15 protein-coding genes are annotated in these 15,497 nt (G+C 74.4%); 9 read left to right on the forward strand and 6 right to left on the reverse strand.

Features of this window, described 5'->3' with window-relative positions:
- Positions 1-348: 348 nt before the first annotated feature.
- The gene (locus ACLBYG_RS06215; protein WP_091977781.1) at positions 349-1,023 is read left to right on the forward strand and encodes a trna delta -isopentenylpyrophosphate transferase; all 675 of its coding nucleotides are present in this window, start codon (positions 349-351) and stop codon (positions 1,021-1,023) included.
- Between the two features lie 32 nt (positions 1,024-1,055).
- Positions 1,056-1,367 carry a hypothetical protein gene (locus ACLBYG_RS06220; RefSeq protein WP_056531638.1) on the forward strand — a complete coding sequence of 104 codons (312 nt, stop codon included), beginning with the start codon at positions 1,056-1,058 and terminating at the stop codon, positions 1,365-1,367.
- Positions 1,368-1,376: 9 nt separating this feature from the next.
- On the opposite strand, the gene ACLBYG_RS06225 is transcribed toward ACLBYG_RS06220, so the two are convergent.
- Positions 1,377-2,135: a tRNA1(Val) (adenine(37)-N6)-methyltransferase gene (locus ACLBYG_RS06225; protein ID WP_447680902.1), complete on the reverse strand. Its 759-nt coding sequence runs from the start codon at positions 2,133-2,135 to the stop codon at positions 1,377-1,379.
- On the reverse strand, positions 2,132-2,356 hold the full coding sequence (locus ACLBYG_RS06230) for a putative signal transducing protein (RefSeq protein ID WP_026604550.1): 225 nt from the start codon (positions 2,354-2,356) through the stop codon (positions 2,132-2,134). The genes ACLBYG_RS06225 and ACLBYG_RS06230 overlap by 4 nt, the downstream gene beginning before the upstream one ends.
- A gap of 168 nt (positions 2,357-2,524) precedes the next feature.
- On the opposite strand from ACLBYG_RS06230, the gene ACLBYG_RS06235 reads away from it, so the two are divergent.
- A complete protein-coding gene (locus ACLBYG_RS06235; RefSeq protein ID WP_091679233.1) occupies positions 2,525-3,544 on the forward strand; it encodes a polyprenyl synthetase family protein in 1,020 nt (339 codons plus the stop codon).
- Between the two features lie 74 nt (positions 3,545-3,618).
- Here the strand turns inward: ACLBYG_RS06235 and ACLBYG_RS06240 are convergent, their stop codons facing one another.
- Positions 3,619-4,047, reverse strand: coding sequence for a MarR family winged helix-turn-helix transcriptional regulator (locus ACLBYG_RS06240; RefSeq protein ID WP_020090701.1), 429 nt, complete (start codon positions 4,045-4,047; stop codon positions 3,619-3,621).
- A 136-nt stretch (positions 4,048-4,183) separates the two neighbouring features.
- Between ACLBYG_RS06240 and ACLBYG_RS06245 the strand changes: the two genes are divergently transcribed.
- Both ACLBYG_RS06245 and ACLBYG_RS06250 read left to right on the forward strand, forming a co-directional pair.
- Positions 4,184-6,001 carry a chloride channel protein gene (locus ACLBYG_RS06245; RefSeq protein ID WP_447680903.1) on the forward strand — a complete coding sequence of 606 codons (1,818 nt, stop codon included), beginning with the start codon at positions 4,184-4,186 and terminating at the stop codon, positions 5,999-6,001.
- Positions 5,998-6,477 carry a hypothetical protein gene (locus ACLBYG_RS06250; RefSeq protein ID WP_447680904.1) on the forward strand — a complete coding sequence of 160 codons (480 nt, stop codon included), beginning with the start codon at positions 5,998-6,000 and terminating at the stop codon, positions 6,475-6,477. The genes ACLBYG_RS06245 and ACLBYG_RS06250 overlap by 4 nt, the downstream gene beginning before the upstream one ends.
- Positions 6,478-6,496: 19 nt before the next feature.
- On the opposite strand, the gene ACLBYG_RS06255 is transcribed toward ACLBYG_RS06250, so the two are convergent.
- Positions 6,497-7,369, reverse strand: a complete 873-nt coding sequence (locus ACLBYG_RS06255; protein WP_447680905.1) for a 4-(cytidine 5'-diphospho)-2-C-methyl-D-erythritol kinase — start codon at positions 7,367-7,369, stop codon at positions 6,497-6,499.
- A gap of 344 nt (positions 7,370-7,713) precedes the next feature.
- On the opposite strand from ACLBYG_RS06255, the gene ACLBYG_RS06260 reads away from it, so the two are divergent.
- Together ACLBYG_RS06260 and ACLBYG_RS06265 are read left to right on the forward strand one after the other, a co-directional pair.
- The gene (locus tag ACLBYG_RS06260) at positions 7,714-8,856 is read left to right on the forward strand and encodes an aminotransferase class V-fold PLP-dependent enzyme (RefSeq protein ID WP_447680906.1); all 1,143 of its coding nucleotides are present in this window, start codon (positions 7,714-7,716) and stop codon (positions 8,854-8,856) included.
- Between the two features lie 132 nt (positions 8,857-8,988).
- Positions 8,989-10,326 carry a hypothetical protein gene (locus ACLBYG_RS06265; RefSeq protein WP_447680907.1) on the forward strand — a complete coding sequence of 446 codons (1,338 nt, stop codon included), beginning with the start codon at positions 8,989-8,991 and terminating at the stop codon, positions 10,324-10,326.
- Between the two features lie 12 nt (positions 10,327-10,338).
- Here ACLBYG_RS06265 and ACLBYG_RS06270 read toward each other — a convergent pair whose 3' ends face one another.
- Together ACLBYG_RS06270 and ACLBYG_RS06275 are read right to left on the reverse strand one after the other, a co-directional pair.
- A complete protein-coding gene (locus ACLBYG_RS06270; protein WP_447680908.1) occupies positions 10,339-11,337 on the reverse strand; it encodes a lipid II:glycine glycyltransferase FemX in 999 nt (332 codons plus the stop codon).
- Positions 11,338-11,696: 359 nt separating this feature from the next.
- Positions 11,697-12,956 (reverse strand): glycosyltransferase family 4 protein, encoded by a 1,260-nt coding sequence (locus ACLBYG_RS06275; protein WP_447680909.1) that lies wholly within the window; start codon positions 12,954-12,956, stop codon positions 11,697-11,699.
- A gap of 106 nt (positions 12,957-13,062) precedes the next feature.
- Between ACLBYG_RS06275 and ACLBYG_RS06280 the strand changes: the two genes are divergently transcribed.
- Both ACLBYG_RS06280 and ACLBYG_RS06285 read left to right on the forward strand, forming a co-directional pair.
- Positions 13,063-14,247, forward strand: coding sequence for a DUF1972 domain-containing protein (locus tag ACLBYG_RS06280; RefSeq protein WP_447680910.1), 1,185 nt, complete (start codon positions 13,063-13,065; stop codon positions 14,245-14,247).
- Positions 14,241-15,485, forward strand: a complete 1,245-nt coding sequence (locus ACLBYG_RS06285; protein WP_447680911.1) for a glycoside hydrolase family 5 protein — start codon at positions 14,241-14,243, stop codon at positions 15,483-15,485. The genes ACLBYG_RS06280 and ACLBYG_RS06285 overlap by 7 nt, the downstream gene beginning before the upstream one ends.
- Positions 15,486-15,497 lie beyond the last annotated feature (12 nt).

Below are 15,497 nucleotides of genomic sequence, written 5' to 3' on the forward strand. Positions count from 1 at the left end.
CAATGCGGGTCGGCGGCGCAGGCGGCGGGGGTGCCGCAATGGCATCGTGCGCCGGGCCGGAACCCGCCGAACCTTCGGATCCGAGAAGCTGCTGTACGACTGCGCCGACAACGAGCCGTCTTCCTGAGACATCCGCGACGCACGCGCTCTCCCGCACGGGAGCGGGGACCCGCGCCACGCCCGCACGTGTCCGACGATGACGCACGTCCGCGGCCGCAGCTTTTCGCGTCCGAGCCTTGCGCATCGCGGGCGAATTGCGCATATAGATGTGAACAAAAAGAGAACGAAAGAGCGTCCCCGATAAAAGCTGTGGACGACGCGACCTCACCCTGACGGACCGAGCGCCCCATGCGAACCGCCGACAAGCAGATCGCCGACATCCTCGTCCGCTACGGCGAGCCCTTCGGGGGCAACGTCTGGCGCGTCCAGGGGACCGCCGTCATCTACCACAAGACCCTGGAGCGCATCGCCGCCCAGGCCGGCATCGTCTTCGAGCCGCCGACCGTCATCCGGGCCGAGCGCGACGAGGCCGTGATCCTGGTGACCGGCCGGCTGCCCGGCGCGAAGCCCGGCAGCGAGCGGGTCGAGTGGTCCATGGGCGAGGCGCTGGTCAACGTGAACTACCGCGTCTCGGGCAAGCAGGCGGCCTACGTCTACGCCATGGCCGAGAAGCGCGGGAAGGACCGCGTCATCCTCAAGCTCATCGAGCTGCACGGCCTCGTCTACTCCGAGGAGGAGGCCGACGAGTTCCGGGCCCATCAGGTCCCGGTCCGGGCCGTCGACGAGGATTTCGAGGAGGCGCCCGCCTTCGACGAGGTAACCGAGGCCGAGGGCGACCTCAAGCGCCGCATCGACGAGGCCGAGACCATCAACGCGGTCACCGACCTGATGCTGGACGGCGCCACCCAGGCCGTCCTGGCGACGATGCCGCCCGGCACCCGCGACGAGGTGCGCGACTACGCCAAGGCCCGCCTCGTGGCGCTGGGCTGGCCGAAGCGCGCCGGACGCCGCAGCGCCGCCTGATCCCGCTTCCACCCCCACCGAAGGAGACCGCCATGCATCGCGCGACGAGCCGCCGCACCATGAAGGCCCGCCGGGATTCCCACCGCGGCTGGAGCATCGAGACCCTGTCGTACAGCCCGACGCGGATCGTCCGCCTCGGCGCCGAGAAGGTCGCGATCCTATTCCCCCCGGTCGAGCCCGGCGCGGCCTGGCAGCTCTACCCGCATCCCGACACGTTCCCGGGCCTGAACTTCGAGGGCCTGCCCGAGCCGCTGCGCCCGGAATTCCTCGCCTTCCCGGACCTTCCGGAGGTCGAGCGGTTCCTCGGCATCCGCGACGCCGAGCCCGCCGCCCTCGCGGCGTGACGCGGGCGATCAGGGCGCCGGCCACGGCGCGCCGCGATGGAGCGCCTCGGCCTCGTCGGTGAAGGTGCCGTCGGGGCTGTGCAGGACGAGGGGCGGCGGCAGGCTCGGCAAGGCGCGGCTGCCGCGGGTCGCCGCGATCAGCACGCGGATCGCGGGCACGTCGCCGCGGGGATGGACCGGGCGGATCGCCAGCCCGCCGTAGCGGCCCCGGAGCGCGTCGAGGCAGGCCGGGAGGGCGTCCGCCCGGTGGATGAGGCCCAGGCGCCCGCCGGGCCGCAGGATCGCCGTGCAGGCGCGGATCCAGGCGTCGAGATCGCCGCCCGCGAAGGTGTGGGCGGCGGCGCGGCCCGGATGCGGCGAGGCGCGGTGATCGCCGGCAGCGAAGAACGGCGGGTTGGTGAGCACGACGTCGAAACTGTCCGGCAGCAGACCGGCGGCGCGGCGTTCCGCCGCGGGGGCCAGCACGTCGGCGACCACGATCCGCGCGTCGATGCCGTTGAGGGCCGCGTTGGCGCGGGCCAGATCGGCGAGCGCCGGGTCGCGCTCGACCAGGGTCGGCCGGAGGCCCGGCGCCAGGGCCGCGCAGGCGAGGCCGACGGCCCCGGTCCCGGCGCCGACGTCGCAGAGCCGGTCCCCGGCCATCGGCGCGAGCAGCCGGGCGAGCAGCACCGCGTCGGTCCCGGCGCGGTGCGCGCCCCGCGGCGGCTGGTGCAGGCGCAAGCGGCCGCCGAGGAAGGGATCGGCGCCGCTGTCGGCCTCGGCGGTCACGGCTGGCGCAGCTCGTGGGCGATGCCGGCATCGGTCAGCAGGCGGCGGGCCTGGGCCTCGTGGTCGCGCGGCACGAGGAGGCGCTGGCCGAAGACGCCGATCGACCCCTCCATCAGGCTCATGTGACTGTCGGCCACGAGGACCGGGATCTCGGCCGCCTCGAGGACCGAGCGGGCGAACCCGATCAGCACGACGTCGTTGGCCCGGATCAGCTCGATCATCGCGGCGCGGCTCCGGAACGGGCGGGGATCGGCGGTTTCGTCGCGTGAGATCCGCGCTGGCGACACCCCATATCCGGCCGGCGACGATGTTGCGGCGCCGCGGGGCGCGTGCGAAGGGATCGCCCGCCCCCTGCGGGGCGACCGGTCTGGAGGTCTCGGATCTTGGATATGGCCCTCTCCATCGAGAATCCGAAGCCCGAGGCGGAGGCGGGGCTCAACGACCTCGTCGCGCTGGTGGCCGACGGCATGGCGCGGGTCAACACCACGATCCTGTCGCGGACGGGGTCGGACGTGGCGATGATCCCCGAGGTCGCCAACCACCTGATCGCCTCCGGCGGCAAGCGCCTGCGCCCGATCCTGACCCTGGCCTGCGCCCGGCTCTGCGGCTACGCGGGCGCCGCCGACGGCGACGTGAAGCTCGCCGCCAGCGTCGAGTTCATGCACACCGCGACGCTCCTCCACGACGACGTGGTCGACGAGAGCGACATGCGGCGCGGCCGCGTCGCGGCCCGGATCAAGTGGGGCAACGAGGCCTCCGTGCTGGTCGGCGACTTCCTGCTCGGCCAGGCCTTCCGGATGATGGTCGAGGTCGGCTCGCTCAAGGCGCTCGACATCCTCTCGGCCGCCGCCACGGTGATCGCCGAGGGCGAGGTGATGCAGCTCACCAACGCCAAGAACCTGGAGACCGACGAGGCCGCCTACCTCGCGGTGATCCGCGGCAAGACCGCCGAGCTGTTCGCCGCCGCCTGCGAGGTCGGGCCGGTGCTCGCCGGTCGGCCCGAGGCCGAGCAGGCGGCCGCCCGGTCCTACGGGATGAATCTCGGCATCGCCTTCCAGCTGATCGACGACGTGCTCGACTACGGCGGCACCTCCGCGGAGCTCGGCAAGAACGTCGGCGACGATTTCCGCGAGGGCAAGATCACCCTGCCGATCGTGCTGGCCTATCGCCGGGCCAGCGAGGGCGAGCGCGGCTTCTGGCGGCGCACCCTGCAGCAGGGCGAGATCGGCGAGACCGACCTGGAGACCGCCCTCGACCTCCTGCAGCGCCACGGCGCCCTGGAGGAGACCGTGGCCCGCGCCCACCATTACGGCGCCGAGGCCCGGGCCGCCCTCGACATCTTCCCGGACGGGCCCGTCAAGGCGGCGCTCCTCGGGGCCGTCGAGTTCTGCGTGGCGCGGGCGCGCTGAGGGTGAGGGCGGGCGCTCTCGGCTCCCGCGTCGACGGCCACCGACCTCCGCTAGCTTGACGGCGCGCGTCGGCCTCACCGCGTCACGGGCCCGAGGGCCTCGGTGAGGGCGGGGGCGAGGTCGCGCAACTCCGCGAGATGCGCGTCCGTGAGGGTCCGCAGCAGGGCCTCGGCGCGCGGCGTCAGCGACAGCTCGCTGCGCCGCCTGTCCTCGACGGCGCGGGTCTTGGTCAGCAGGCCGGCCTCCACCATGCGGGACACCAGTTCGGCCGCGCTGTGGGGGGCGATGAGCAGCTGCTCGGCCAGCAGGCCGACCGTGGCGGGCGCGCGCCCGACGTGGCCCGCGAGCGTCAGCAGCGCCTGATGCTGCTGCGGCGGCAGCCCCGCCCGGGCCGCCGCGGCCTCGCTGAACGCCAGGAAGCGGCGGAGACGGAAGCGGAAATCCGCCAGCGCCGCGTACTGCTCCCGCGACAGTGCCGCCGTTCCGGGGGCATCGGCCTCCATGATCGCCTCCGTGGTGAATCGTCCGAGCCGCCGATGCTGCGTCGTATCGGCAGTCCTGTCCCGGCTGCAACGGTCGAGCCATTGCCAAATATATCGGATCACGACATAAGTGCCGCCGCGAGGAAAGGAGGCCCTGATGATCGGCGGGACTGGGAGCGGGAGCGGGGACGGCAGGCCGTCGCGGCGGGCGCTGGGAGATTTCAGCGCGGACCGGCGGGTCCTGACGCTGGCCGGCATGGCGGTCGTCACCGGGACCGCCGCCAGCGGCACCGCCTGGATCCTGCTCACGCTGATCGGCCTCGTGACCAACCTCGCGTGGTACGGCCGGCTCGACGCCGACCTGACCTCCCTGGCCGGCGCGGCGCCGGGGCCCTGGATGGTGGCGATCCCGGTGATCGGGGCGCTGATCGTCGGCGCCATGGCGCGCTACGGCTCGGAGAAGATCCGCGGCCACGGGATCCCGGAGGCGATGGAGGCGATCCTGATCGGCAGCAGCCGGATGTCGCCCAAGGTCGCCGTGCTCAAGCCGCTCTCCTCGGCGGTGGCGATCGGCACCGGCGGCCCGTTCGGCGCCGAGGGGCCGATCATCGTGACGGGCGGCGCGGTCGGCTCGCTCTTCGCCCAGTTCTTCCATCTCAGCGCCGCCGAGCGGAAGACCCTGCTGGTGGCGGGCGCGGCGGCCGGCATGACCGCCATCTTCGGGACGCCCGTGGCGGCCGTGCTGCTCGCCGTGGAGGTCCTGCTGTTCGAGTGGCGGCCGCGCAGCCTCGTCCCGGTGACCGTCGGGGCGGTCACCGCGGCCTGCTGGCGGCCGGCCCTGTTCGGCGCCGGCCCGCTCTTCCCCTTCGCCGACAATCCGGCCCTGCCCTGGTGGGGGCTGCCCGCCTGCGCGCTGCTCGGGGTCGCCTGCGGCCTGATCTCGGGGGCGCTGACCCGGGCGCTCTACGCGCTGGAGGACGGTTTCGGGCGGCTTCCGCTGCACTGGATGTGGTGGCCCGCCCTCGGCGCCGTCGTGGTCGGGCTGGGCGGCCTCGTGGAGCCCCGGGCGCTCGGCGTCGGCTACGACGTCATCCACGACCTGCTCTCCGGCCACATGCTGGCGAGCGCCGTCGTGCTGATCCTCGTGGTGAAGGCGGTGATCTGGCTCGCCGCCCTGTCGTCGGGCACGTCCGGAGGCGTGCTCGCGCCGCTGCTGATCCTCGGCGGCGCCGTCGGCTGGCTGATCGGCCTCCTCCTGCCCGGCGCCCACGGCTTCTGGGCGCTCATCGGCATGGCGGCGATGCTCGGCGGCACCCTGCCGGCGCCGCTGACCGGCGTCGTCTTCGCCGTCGAGGTGACCGGCGACGTCGCCGCCCTGGCGCCGCTGCTCGCCGCCACCATGGCGGCCTACGCGGTGACCGTGCTCCTCCTCAAGCGCTCGATCCTGACCGAGAAGATCGCCCGGCGCGGGCAGCACGTGACCCGGGAATACGGGATCGATCCCTACGAACTCGCCCGGGTCGAGGCGGTGATGACCCGCACGGTCGAGACCCTCGACGCGGACCTGCCCCTGGCCGAGGCCCTCGCGGCGATCGAGACCGGTGCCCACCACGCCTATCCGGTGGTCGACGGCGCGGGCCGGCCCGTGGGTCTCGTCTCGCGCAGCGACGCCCTGCGCTGGACCCTGGAGGAGCGCGACGGCGGGGACGAGGCGGGCACCCTCGGCGAGCGCGTCTCTGACGCCGATCTCGCCGTCGTCCATCCGGGCGACGTGGTCTCGCACGCCCTCGACGTGATGCTGTCGGCCGGGCAGGGGCGCCTGCCAGTCACCGATCCGCGCACCGGCGGCCTCGTCGGGCTCCTGACCCGCAAAGACCTGCTCCAGGTGCGCGCCACCGTGGTTCGGGCCGAAGCCGAGCGTCGCGCGTTCTACCGGAAGGGGCGGGGTGAGCGGCGCGCGCGGATGGAAGCATGACCCTGGACCTGCACCGTCCTGGCCGGACCACCCGCCTCGATCGGCTCGCGCCGGGCAGCGTCTACCTGATCGCCGGCCGGGACGGGCCGGATCTCGCCCTCGTCGTGCAGCGTGAGGGACGTCGGGAGGCCCTGCTGCTGAACCGCCGTCACGCGGTCGATGGCCACCTGCGGGTCGCGTCCGAGATCGCTCCCGAGGCCGACGTGCTGGCGCTGCCGGGGGCCGTCCTGGCGCCGAGCGGCGCCCTCGCGGACGTCGCCCTCGGCGTCACCGCCGCTCCGGCCGCGCTCCACCTCGGCGACGGCCGGGCGTATCTGCGCGGACGCATCTCGGACGGCCGGCTCGCGACCTTCGATGTCGGGACCGGTCGGGCCAGCGCGATCGATCCCGGCGACCTGCCGCGGGCGCGCGGCTGGCGCGTGATGGTGCCCGAGGGCCGCGGCGTCGTGACGGTGTACGAGGCGGAGTCCGGCTGAACGCCGCCCGCGGGCCGGGTCAGCGCAGGAAGGTCGGCGCCACCCACCATCCCGGATGGGCGGCGCGCAGGGCGGCGGCGGCCCGGACGGCCGCGCGCCGGTCGGCGAACAGCGCGAAAACGGTCGCGCCGGAGCCCGACATCCGCGCGAGGCGGCAGCCCTGGGCGCGGAGGGCCGCCAGCGCGTCGCCGATCACCGGCGCCACGGTCAGGGCCGGCGCCTCCAGATCGTTGCGGGCCCCGGCCAGGGCCCGGAGCAGCGGGTCGCTCGCCATGGACCGCGGGATCGTCGGGTGCGGCGCGCCCGCGAGATCCTGGCCGACGCTCAGGCCCAGCGCCTTGAAGACCGGGGCGGTGGGCACCGGAACGCCGGGATTGATCAGCACCGCGGGCAGCGGTGCGAGGCCGAGGGCCGGCCCGATCGCCTCGCCCGCGCCGCGCATCATCCGGGCCCGCGGGTCGAGGCAGACCGGCACGTCGGCGCCGGTCTCCCGCGCCACCGCGCCGACGGCCTCGTGGTCGAGGGGCAGCCCGTTGAGGCGCGCCAGCAGGCGCAGGGCCGCGGCGGCGTCGGAGGAGCCGCCGCCGATCCCCGCCGCGACCGGCAGGCGCTTCACCAAGTGGAAGGCGCCCACGCGCAGGCTCGGCACTCGAGCGGCGAGCCCCCGGGCGGCCCGCAGGACGAGGTTGTCGTCCGTCGGGCCGGCGGGGCCGGCGGTGGGGCCGCTGACGGTCAGGCTGAGCGGTGCCGCGGGATCCAGCGTCAGGCGGTCGGCCGTGCCCGCGAAGGCGACGAGGCTCTCGAGCACGTGGTAGCCGTCACCGACGCGGCGGCCGAGGACGTGGAGCGTCAGGTTGACCTTGGCGGGGGCGCGATCGGCGAGCAGGGTCACGGGGTCTCGGTCGGGTCGTGGCGATGTGTCCCGAGGCTCTACAGGCTCACGGCCCGGAACAACAGCTCAGCTGCCGCCCCCGCCGAACACCCGGCGCGGCCGGTCGGGCCGGGCGTCGTTCGGGCGGATCACGGTCAGATCCTCGGCGAGTCCACCAGCCCGTCGCGTCCGGCGAGGCTCGACAGGGCGCCGGAGCGTCGGAGCCCCAGGATGCGATGGTCCGCCAGGGGGCACGCCGCCGCCGACCCGCGCGGACCGGGCGCGCCGGCTTGCGGCCTGGGTGCCGCGCGATGGAGTCCGGGCCGTGGTGCCGGCGGATCCGATCCTCTAGGCTGTCGCGCATCATGGCGTTCACCGAATCCGTCGCCGCGGCGCTCCCGTGCCAGCGCCATCTCTTCGAGATGCCCGCCGACGTCAGCTACCTCGACGCCGCCGCCTGGTCGCCGCTGCCGCGGGCCGTGCGCGCGGCGGGCGAGGCGGGGATCCTGGTCAAGAGCCGTCCCTGGGACCATCCCCGCACGGCGGTCCCGCCCTGGGCCGAGCGGGCGCGCGCTGCGGCCGCCCGGCTGATCGGCGCCGGCGCGGACGAGATCGCGATCGTCGGCGCGGTCAGCCACGCCATGGCGGTGGCCGCCCGCAACCTGACCCTGAGGCCGGGCGGGCGCCTGCTCCGCGTGGCCGACGAGTTTCCGTCCCTGCGCTTCGCCTTCGATCGGCTGGCCGACCGGCAAGGTCTGGTGGTGGAGGAGGTGCCGCGCCCCCTGGACGGCGACTGGACCGCGGCGGTCGCGGCCGCGATCGACCGGCCGGGCGCCCCGCCGCTCGCCCTCGCCACCCTGACCCCGCTGCACTGGACCGACGGCAGCCTGATCGACCTCGACCGGCTCGCTCCCGCGGTCCACGCCGCCGGCGCGGCCCTGGTGATCGACGCCACGCAGGCCGTGGGCGCCGTGCCGGTCGACGTCGCCCGGTGGCGCCCGGACTTCCTGGCCTTCCCGACCTACAAGTGGGCTCTCGGACCGTACGGTCTCGCCTTCCTGTACGCAGCGCCGCACCGGCAGGACGGGGCGGCCATCGAGGAGAATATCGGGAACCGCCCGCCGGCCGCCGGTGCCCGCCGCTACGACCGGGGCGAGCTCAACGATCCGGTCGCGCTGTTCATGGCCGTGACCGGGCTGGAGCAGATCGCCGAATGGGGCGTTCCGGCCGTCGCCGCCCGGCTGCGCGGGCTGACGGACCGCTTGGCGGACGGGGCCGCCGGCCTCGGCCTGGCGCCGTTGCCGGCGTCCCTGCGGGCGCCGCACATCCTCGGTCTGCGGCCACCCGCGGGTCTGCCGACGGGCCTCGTCGATCGCCTGCAGCGGGACCGGGTCTACGTGAGCGAGCGCTCCGGCGCGCTGCGCATCAGCCCGCACGTCTGGGCGGACGAGGACGACCTCGCGCGCTGCCTTGCCGCACTGTCCGGGGCCTTCCGGGGGATCACCTGAGACGGTCCGGAAACGGACGCTCCGGCATGAGCGCCGGGCCGGGAGCGAGTCGCGAGACCATGCCGCGCCGCCGACTGCTTCCCGGCGCCGGCGCCCGGACCGCGCGCCCACACGGAGACCGTCCACCCCCACATGACCGATTCGATGCCGCGTCCCGGTGATCGGCTCCGGCTCCCGGGCGCCGGCCGCCTCCGCCTGCCCGGACCGATGCGTGCCGTCCTGTCGGGGCGGTTCGCCGTGATCCTGTCGGGCGAGCTGACCCAGAGCCTGTTCCACTTCCTCCTCAACATCCTGCTGGTGCGCGCGCTCGGCGCGCACGATTACGGCCTGTTCGCCATCGTCTTCGCGGTCGGGGCGGTCGGCATCACCTACATCCGGGCCCTGGTGGCGGTCCCGGCGACGATCCACGTCGCCCGGAGCCTGGGACGTCCGGCGGCGCTCGGCTACGACGTGATGTTCGGCTCGGGCGCGGTGCTGGTCTCCGGCCTCATGGCGGCCGCCGTCGGCCTTCTGCTGATCCCGGTGATCGGCCTCGGCGCCCTCGCGGCCGGGGCCTTCGTGGGCCTCTACGCCTTCCGCAGCTACCTGCGGATCGTGCTCCTCGCCCGCGGCCGGCCCCGGATCGCTGGCCTGAGCGACCTGGTCTACGCGGTCTGCGGCGGTCTCCTCGTCGCGCGCTGGCTGAACGGGGAGGGCACGGCCCTTCTCGATCGGGCCTTCGCGGCGATCGCGCTCGCGCACGCGGTCGCGATCGGGGTGGCCTACGCGGCGCTGCGCGAGCGGATCCGCTTCTCGCTGCACGCGCGGGCGCGCGCCCGCTACCGGGCCATCTGGCGGACCCTGGCGTGGTCGCTCGCCGGCGTCACCAGCCTGACGGTCCAGGGTCAGGGGCTGACCCTGCTGCTGGCGCTCCTGGCCGGGCCCGCCGCCTACGCGCCGATCGCCGCCACGATCGTGCTCTACGCGCCGCTGCGCATCCCCGCGAGCGCGCTGCTGAACATGATCCTGCCCGAGATCAGCCGGCTGCTCGCGGCCGGGCAGGTCGACGCCGCCCGCCGGCTCGTCGTCCGCAACGGAATCCTGCTCGGCAGCGCCTGTCTCGCCTACGGGGCGGTGATGGCGGCCGCCCTGCCGCTGGTCGAGGACATCCTGTTCAAGGGTCGGTTCGCCGCGCAGCCGATGGGCTGGATCGGGCTCGGTGTCTGGGCAGTGGTGACCGTGTCGCTGCTCTACGCGATCCCGCGGGCCTATCTCGAGGCCTCGGCGGCGTTCCGGACCATCACGGCGGGGGCGGTGGCGAGCGCCGCCCTCGGGATGGCCGTGATGGTGCCGGCGCTGCTGCTGCTGCCGCCCGCCACCGCGCTCGCCGGCCTGCTGGCCTCCGAGGTGGCGACGCTGGTCTGGTCGGTCTCGGCCTTCCGGACCCTGGCGCGGCGCCCGGGACCGGCGCGACCCCTCGGCGCCGCGTGACCGGCCCGTCGCTTAGCGCAGCGCGAGCAGGGCCGGCGCCAGTCTGCGCAGCGCCGGCGTCCGGCTGTAGACCCAGAGCGGGTTGTGCTGGACCACGTCGGTGCACAGGCCGCGCTTGAACTCGAAGACGGGCCGGTTCGCCGCCGGATCGATCCCGCCGAAATCGAAGACCCGGCAGCCCTCTTCCTTCGCCCGCTTCACGAAGCGCCAGACCGCGAGGGTCGCGGCGCCCGTCGCGCGGGCCCGCTCGTTCGAGGCCGTGTAGAAATCCGTGCAGCGGCTGTCCGACAGGTGCGCGATCCGCACGAGGACGCGCCGTCCGTTCTCGCGGACGTCGAGGAACAGCAGGCGCTCGTCCTCGGCCGCGATGTCGCGGTAGGCCTCCGGCTGCAGCGTCGTGGCGAAGCCCTTGCGCTCGCGCAGGGCCGCGAACATCGCGGTGAAATCGTCGAAGGCTTCGAGGCGCTCGGCCCTGTCCTCGAGGAAGTGCGTCGTCACCTCGGCGTTCCGCTCGGCCTTGCGCAGGGCCTTGCGCCAGCGCGGCTCCATGCCGGCCTGGATGGCGTCGAGGTCCTGGGTCAGGTCGAGCTCGAGGGTGTGGTCGGGCGCGCCGATCACCGGGGCGAAGCCGTGCATCAGCAGCGCCAGCGTCGCGTCGCGGGTCTCGAACTGCTCGTAGTCGATGGCGAGGACGTCGAGCCGGCCGAGCGCGAGGTGGTCGATGAACGCGGCGAGCACCGCCTCCGCGCGGTGCGCGCCCGCGGCGGTCAGCAGTGGGCCGCCCTGGACGTGGATGAACCGCGCCGGCCCCTTCCGGCGCGTCTGCCACTGGACGAAGGCGAGGTCCGCGCCGTCGCCGGACACGACCGCCCGCCGCACCTCCAGGCCGCGCCGCGCCTTGTAGGTGCCCCAGGGGCTGCCGCAATAGATGTTGGCGCCCGGGCAGGCCCAGACCCGCCGGTCCCAGTCCAGGGCATCCGCGGTCTCCTGAACCGCGAGCTTGGCCGCCATGTCGCTCCTCGTCCTCGCGCCCCGTCCCGGCCGGGCAGGGGTTCCCGCGCCGCACGCCTCATCGGTCAGGCGCCACCGCATTGCATCCTCGCGCGGCCGATCGTCCACAGGGTGACGGTGGCCGCGCGGGTCGGTTTCCGCTGCGTCGTGAACGGGTCCCCGGTGCCCGGGCGGCCGGGGCCGGTGAGGGGACGCGCCCGGGCCGGTCGTTGCGCGGCGCCGGCAGCAGGCCCGACCGCGGCGCTTGGCCACGGACCGCGGGCGTGCAGGAGGTCGTCCCGGTCACGCCGAGGGCGCCCGCGCTCAGGGCGGACGCCCGTTCCGGACCGACGCCGGTCCCGCGGGGACGCGCGGGGATCCTAGGCGGCCGGTCGCGCCGGAGCGTCCGCGGCCCGGGACGGATCCGTCGCCGTCGGGCGGCGCAGCGTCGTCCGGACCATGGCCTCGATGCCCTCCGCCGCCGAGGCCTCCCAGAACAGGCTCAGGTAGCGCGCCCGGGCCGCCCGGCCGAAGTCGCGCCAGCGCGCCGGGTCGGCGACCAGATCCGCCAGCACGGCGGCGATCGGCTCCGGGCCGCCCGGCGGGACGATCCAGCCGGTCTTCCCGTCCTCCACCACCTCGGGCAGGCCGCCGATCGCCGTGACGAGCGGCGGCACGCCGTAGGACATCGCCTCGATCGCCACGCGGCCGAGGGATTCGGGCCGCTGCGACGGCATCGTGACCACGTCGGCCCAGCGGTAGAGGGCGGCGGGATCGGCCACGAACGGCTCGAGCGTGACCTGCGCGGCGAGCCCCGCCTCGGCGATCCGCCCGACGAGGGCCCGCTCGCGGGCCTCGTCCTCGAAGGCGCTGCCGACGATGCGCAGCGCGATCCGCCGACGCACGGGCTCCGGCAGGGAGGCCAGCGCCTCCACGAGGACGTCCTGGCCCTTGATCCGGCTGATCCGGCCGAGCATCAGCACGCGGAGCGGGCGGGAGCCGTCGTAGGCGCTCCGATTCGGCTCGGCGGGACCCGCGATCCCGTTGTAGACGACCCGGGCGGTCGCCCCGCGGGGCAGGGCGTAGGCCCGCTCGGTGGCGCGCGAGTTGAACACCACGTTGGCGCCGCTCCAGCGGATCAGCCCGCGCAGGACCTTCAGCACGGCGCCTTCGGGGATCTCGTGGACGTGGACGATGCTCCGGCCGGGGACCAGCCGGGCGGCCAGCAGGTAGTCGGCCACCACGGTGGTGTTGATGTAGACGAGGTCGCTCGCGCGGATGCGGCGCCACGCACGGATCATCGCGATGGGCAGAGCCATCAGACCCAGGGTTACGAGGCGCGCCAGGTTCTTGCGCCGCAGGATCCAGAGCGGGGCGATCACGATCTCGCTGGCGAAGGGCTCCAGCGCGGCCACGATCGGCCCGCGTCGCGGCAGAACCACGTCGATCCGCGCACCCGGATGGGCGGCCCGGATCGTGCGGACGGTCTCGATGAAGCAGCGATCCGAGCCGTACAGCTCAAATCCCTGGTGGACGCACGTGATCCGAAGCTCCGCCGCGGCGTTGGCGACGGCCCGCAGCGCGGGGGCGGCAGCACGATCGCTGTCGCGCGCCGCTCTCAGTCCGAAATTGTCTACCATAAGATGATTTCTGTATTGAATAAACAACTAGCAGTTGTAGAAGCCGGTCGTCGGGATTGTATCCTTCGGATCTACAATAGGGCCGACACATTGGAAAGGAAGTTTCATGCCTGACCGCGCACCGAAACTACTTATTCTCGGCACGCGCGGTATCCCGGCCGCCCACGGTGGTTTCGAGACTTTCGCGGAACGTCTCGCGCTCTACTTGTTCGAACGCGGCTGGCAGGTCGGCGTGTACTGCCAGAGGGATGTCGAGACGGTGCGGGAGCGCATCGCGTGCAGCACCTGGAACGGCGTCGAGCTGATCACCGTGGAGATCGGCCTGCGCGGCCCCGCGGCGACACTCGTCTTCGACGCGATCTGCGCCCACGATGCCGCGACCCGCGGGGGCGTCTGCCTCGTGCTCGGCTACAACGGCGCCGCGTTCCTGCCCTACCTGCGGGCGAGGGGCGGGCGTATCCTGACCAACATGGACGGGATCGAGTGGCGCCGTCCGAAATGGTCGCTGCCCGTGCGCGCCTTCTTCTACGTCAGCGAGTGGATCGCCGCGTGGTCCTCGCAGCGGCTGGTGGCGGACCATCCCGTCATCGCCGACCACCTCGCCCGTCGCAGGCCGCGCCGCGCCATCGCGACCATCCCGTACGGCGGCGATCCCCCGGCGGCCGATGTCGGGCCGCCGCCCCTCGGCCTCGAGCCCGACCGCTACCTCGTCTCGATCGCCCGCATCGAGCCGGACAACAACATCCTGACGCTCGTCGAGGCCTTCTCGCGCCGTGCCCGCGGCGTGCGGCTGGTGGTGCTCGGCACGCTGAGGGTCGGCAACCCGTACCATCGCGCCGTGGAGGCAGCCGCCTCGCCGGAGGTGCTGTTTCCCGGCGCCATCTACGAGCCCGAGCAGGTCCAGGCCCTGCGGGTCCACGCGCGGGCCTATCTCCACGGCCACACGGTGGGCGGCACCAACCCGTCGCTGGTCGAGGCGCTCTGGGCGGGCAACGCCGTGGTCGCCCACGACAATCCGTTCAACCGGGGCACGGCTGGCGACGGTCAGTTCTACTTCTCGGATCCGGACAGCTGTGCCGCGGCGATCGAGCGTGTGCTCTCCGACGGGGCCGCGGTCGCGGCGGCCCGCGCGGCGGCGCGGGCGCGCGCCGAGCAGTTCCGCTGGGATGCCGTGCTGGCCGCCTACGAGGACGCGCTGCGCCGTGTCGGCGGCTACCCGCCGGCCCCGGACCGCGCGGCGCGCGCCGCCGAGGCCGCGCCCGTCAGCGTCGCGGCCGGTCCGGGATGGTAGGCCCCAGCCGCCGGTCGGTGCTCGCCGGCGCCCTCGCGGCGGGTGCGGGTGTCCGACCCGTCCAGGGCAGTCCCGCGCCGGTCGCCCTGCGCCGGGGCATCGCCCTCTGGCCCTGGTTCTCGCTGACCACCGAGTACCCGCCCCCGCGGACCGACTACGCGTGGCCGCCCTTCCAGGCCGGACGGCCGGTGCCGACCCGCGACGACCTCGCCCGGATCGCCGGGTTCGGCTTCGACTTCGTGCGCCTGCCCCTCGATCCCGGGCCGTTCGTGGCCTTCACGGGGCCGCGGCGCGCCGAACTCCTCGGCACCCTGTCGGAGGCCGTCGACGCGGCGCTGGCGGCCGGGCTGCGCGTCCTGGTCAATGTCCAGGCGAACGCCGCGACCCACCACTACACGCCCGACGCGTTCTACGGCTCGGACCGGGCGCCGCTCTTCGCGGCCTATCGCGACCTCGTCGGAGACCTCGCGCGCCTGTGCGCGCGGAAGGGCACGGACCGCTTGGTCCTGGAGCCGGTGAACGAGCCGCCGCAGGCCTGCGGCGGCGGCGCCTGGAACCGGGTGCAGGACGGGCTCCTGGCCGCGGCCCGCGCGGCCGCGCCGGCGCTCACCCTGGTGGCGACCGGCTCCTGCGGCAGCCTCGTCGCCGGCCTGACGGCTCTGGATCCGGCCGCGCTCGCGCGGTTCGCGCCGCTCCTCTACACCTTCCACTTCTACGAGCCGTACCTGTTCTCCCACCAGGGGGCGACCTGGCTCACCGAGGAGCCGTTCTACCGCTGGCTCACCGCCGTGCCCTGGCCCGGGAGCCGCGGCACGCTGCGCGAGACCCTCGAGGCGGTGCGGGCGCGCATGGAGACGGACCGCACGGTGCCGCAGGCCGAGAAGGCGCGCGACCGCGCGGTGATCGAGGCGAAACTGCACGCGTATTTCGAGGCCGCGCCCGGCCCGGCCTACATCGCCGACGCGATGGCGCCGGTCGCGACCTGGGCGGACCTCTACGGGATCCCGCGCGGGCAGGTGCTGATGGGCGAGTTCGGCGCCCTGCGCACCGACGCCCGTTTCACGGCGTCCCGGGCGCCGGACCGGGCCGCCTACATCCGGGACGTGCGGCTGGCGGCGGAGGCGAACGGGTTCGCGTGGTCGTTCTGGAACCTGTTCGACGGCCTCGGCCTCATGGACGACGCGCACGTCGCCGATCCCGCCCTGATCGCGGCGCTCGGGCTGCGGGCCCGGCCCTGAGGCGGCCCTCGA

Source organism: Methylobacterium sp. D53M (genome assembly GCF_053345625.1).

Excerpts from the sequence above, each read along its gene's own strand:
- ACLBYG_RS06250 (WP_447680904.1), top strand. The coding sequence starts at position 5,998 with ATGACCCTGGACCTGCACCGTCCTGGCCGGACCACCCGCCTCGATCGG.
- ACLBYG_RS06285 (WP_447680911.1), top strand. The coding sequence starts at position 14,241 with ATGGTAGGCCCCAGCCGCCGGTCGGTGCTCGCCGGCGCCCTCGCGGCG.
- ACLBYG_RS06220 (WP_056531638.1), top strand. The coding sequence starts at position 1,056 with ATGCATCGCGCGACGAGCCGCCGCACCATGAAGGCCCGCCGGGATTCC.
- ACLBYG_RS06275 (WP_447680909.1), bottom strand. The coding sequence starts at position 12,956 with ATGGTAGACAATTTCGGACTGAGAGCGGCGCGCGACAGCGATCGTGCT.
- ACLBYG_RS06230 (WP_026604550.1), bottom strand. The coding sequence starts at position 2,356 with ATGATCGAGCTGATCCGGGCCAACGACGTCGTGCTGATCGGGTTCGCC.
- ACLBYG_RS06260 (WP_447680906.1), top strand. The coding sequence starts at position 7,714 with ATGGCGTTCACCGAATCCGTCGCCGCGGCGCTCCCGTGCCAGCGCCAT.
- ACLBYG_RS06280 (WP_447680910.1), top strand. The coding sequence starts at position 13,063 with ATGCCTGACCGCGCACCGAAACTACTTATTCTCGGCACGCGCGGTATC.
- ACLBYG_RS06240 (WP_020090701.1), bottom strand. The coding sequence starts at position 4,047 with ATGGAGGCCGATGCCCCCGGAACGGCGGCACTGTCGCGGGAGCAGTAC.
- ACLBYG_RS06270 (WP_447680908.1), bottom strand. The coding sequence starts at position 11,337 with ATGGCGGCCAAGCTCGCGGTTCAGGAGACCGCGGATGCCCTGGACTGG.
- ACLBYG_RS06235 (WP_091679233.1), top strand. The coding sequence starts at position 2,525 with ATGGCCCTCTCCATCGAGAATCCGAAGCCCGAGGCGGAGGCGGGGCTC.
- ACLBYG_RS06215 (WP_091977781.1), top strand. The coding sequence starts at position 349 with ATGCGAACCGCCGACAAGCAGATCGCCGACATCCTCGTCCGCTACGGC.
- ACLBYG_RS06245 (WP_447680903.1), top strand. The coding sequence starts at position 4,184 with ATGATCGGCGGGACTGGGAGCGGGAGCGGGGACGGCAGGCCGTCGCGG.
- ACLBYG_RS06265 (WP_447680907.1), top strand. The coding sequence starts at position 8,989 with ATGACCGATTCGATGCCGCGTCCCGGTGATCGGCTCCGGCTCCCGGGC.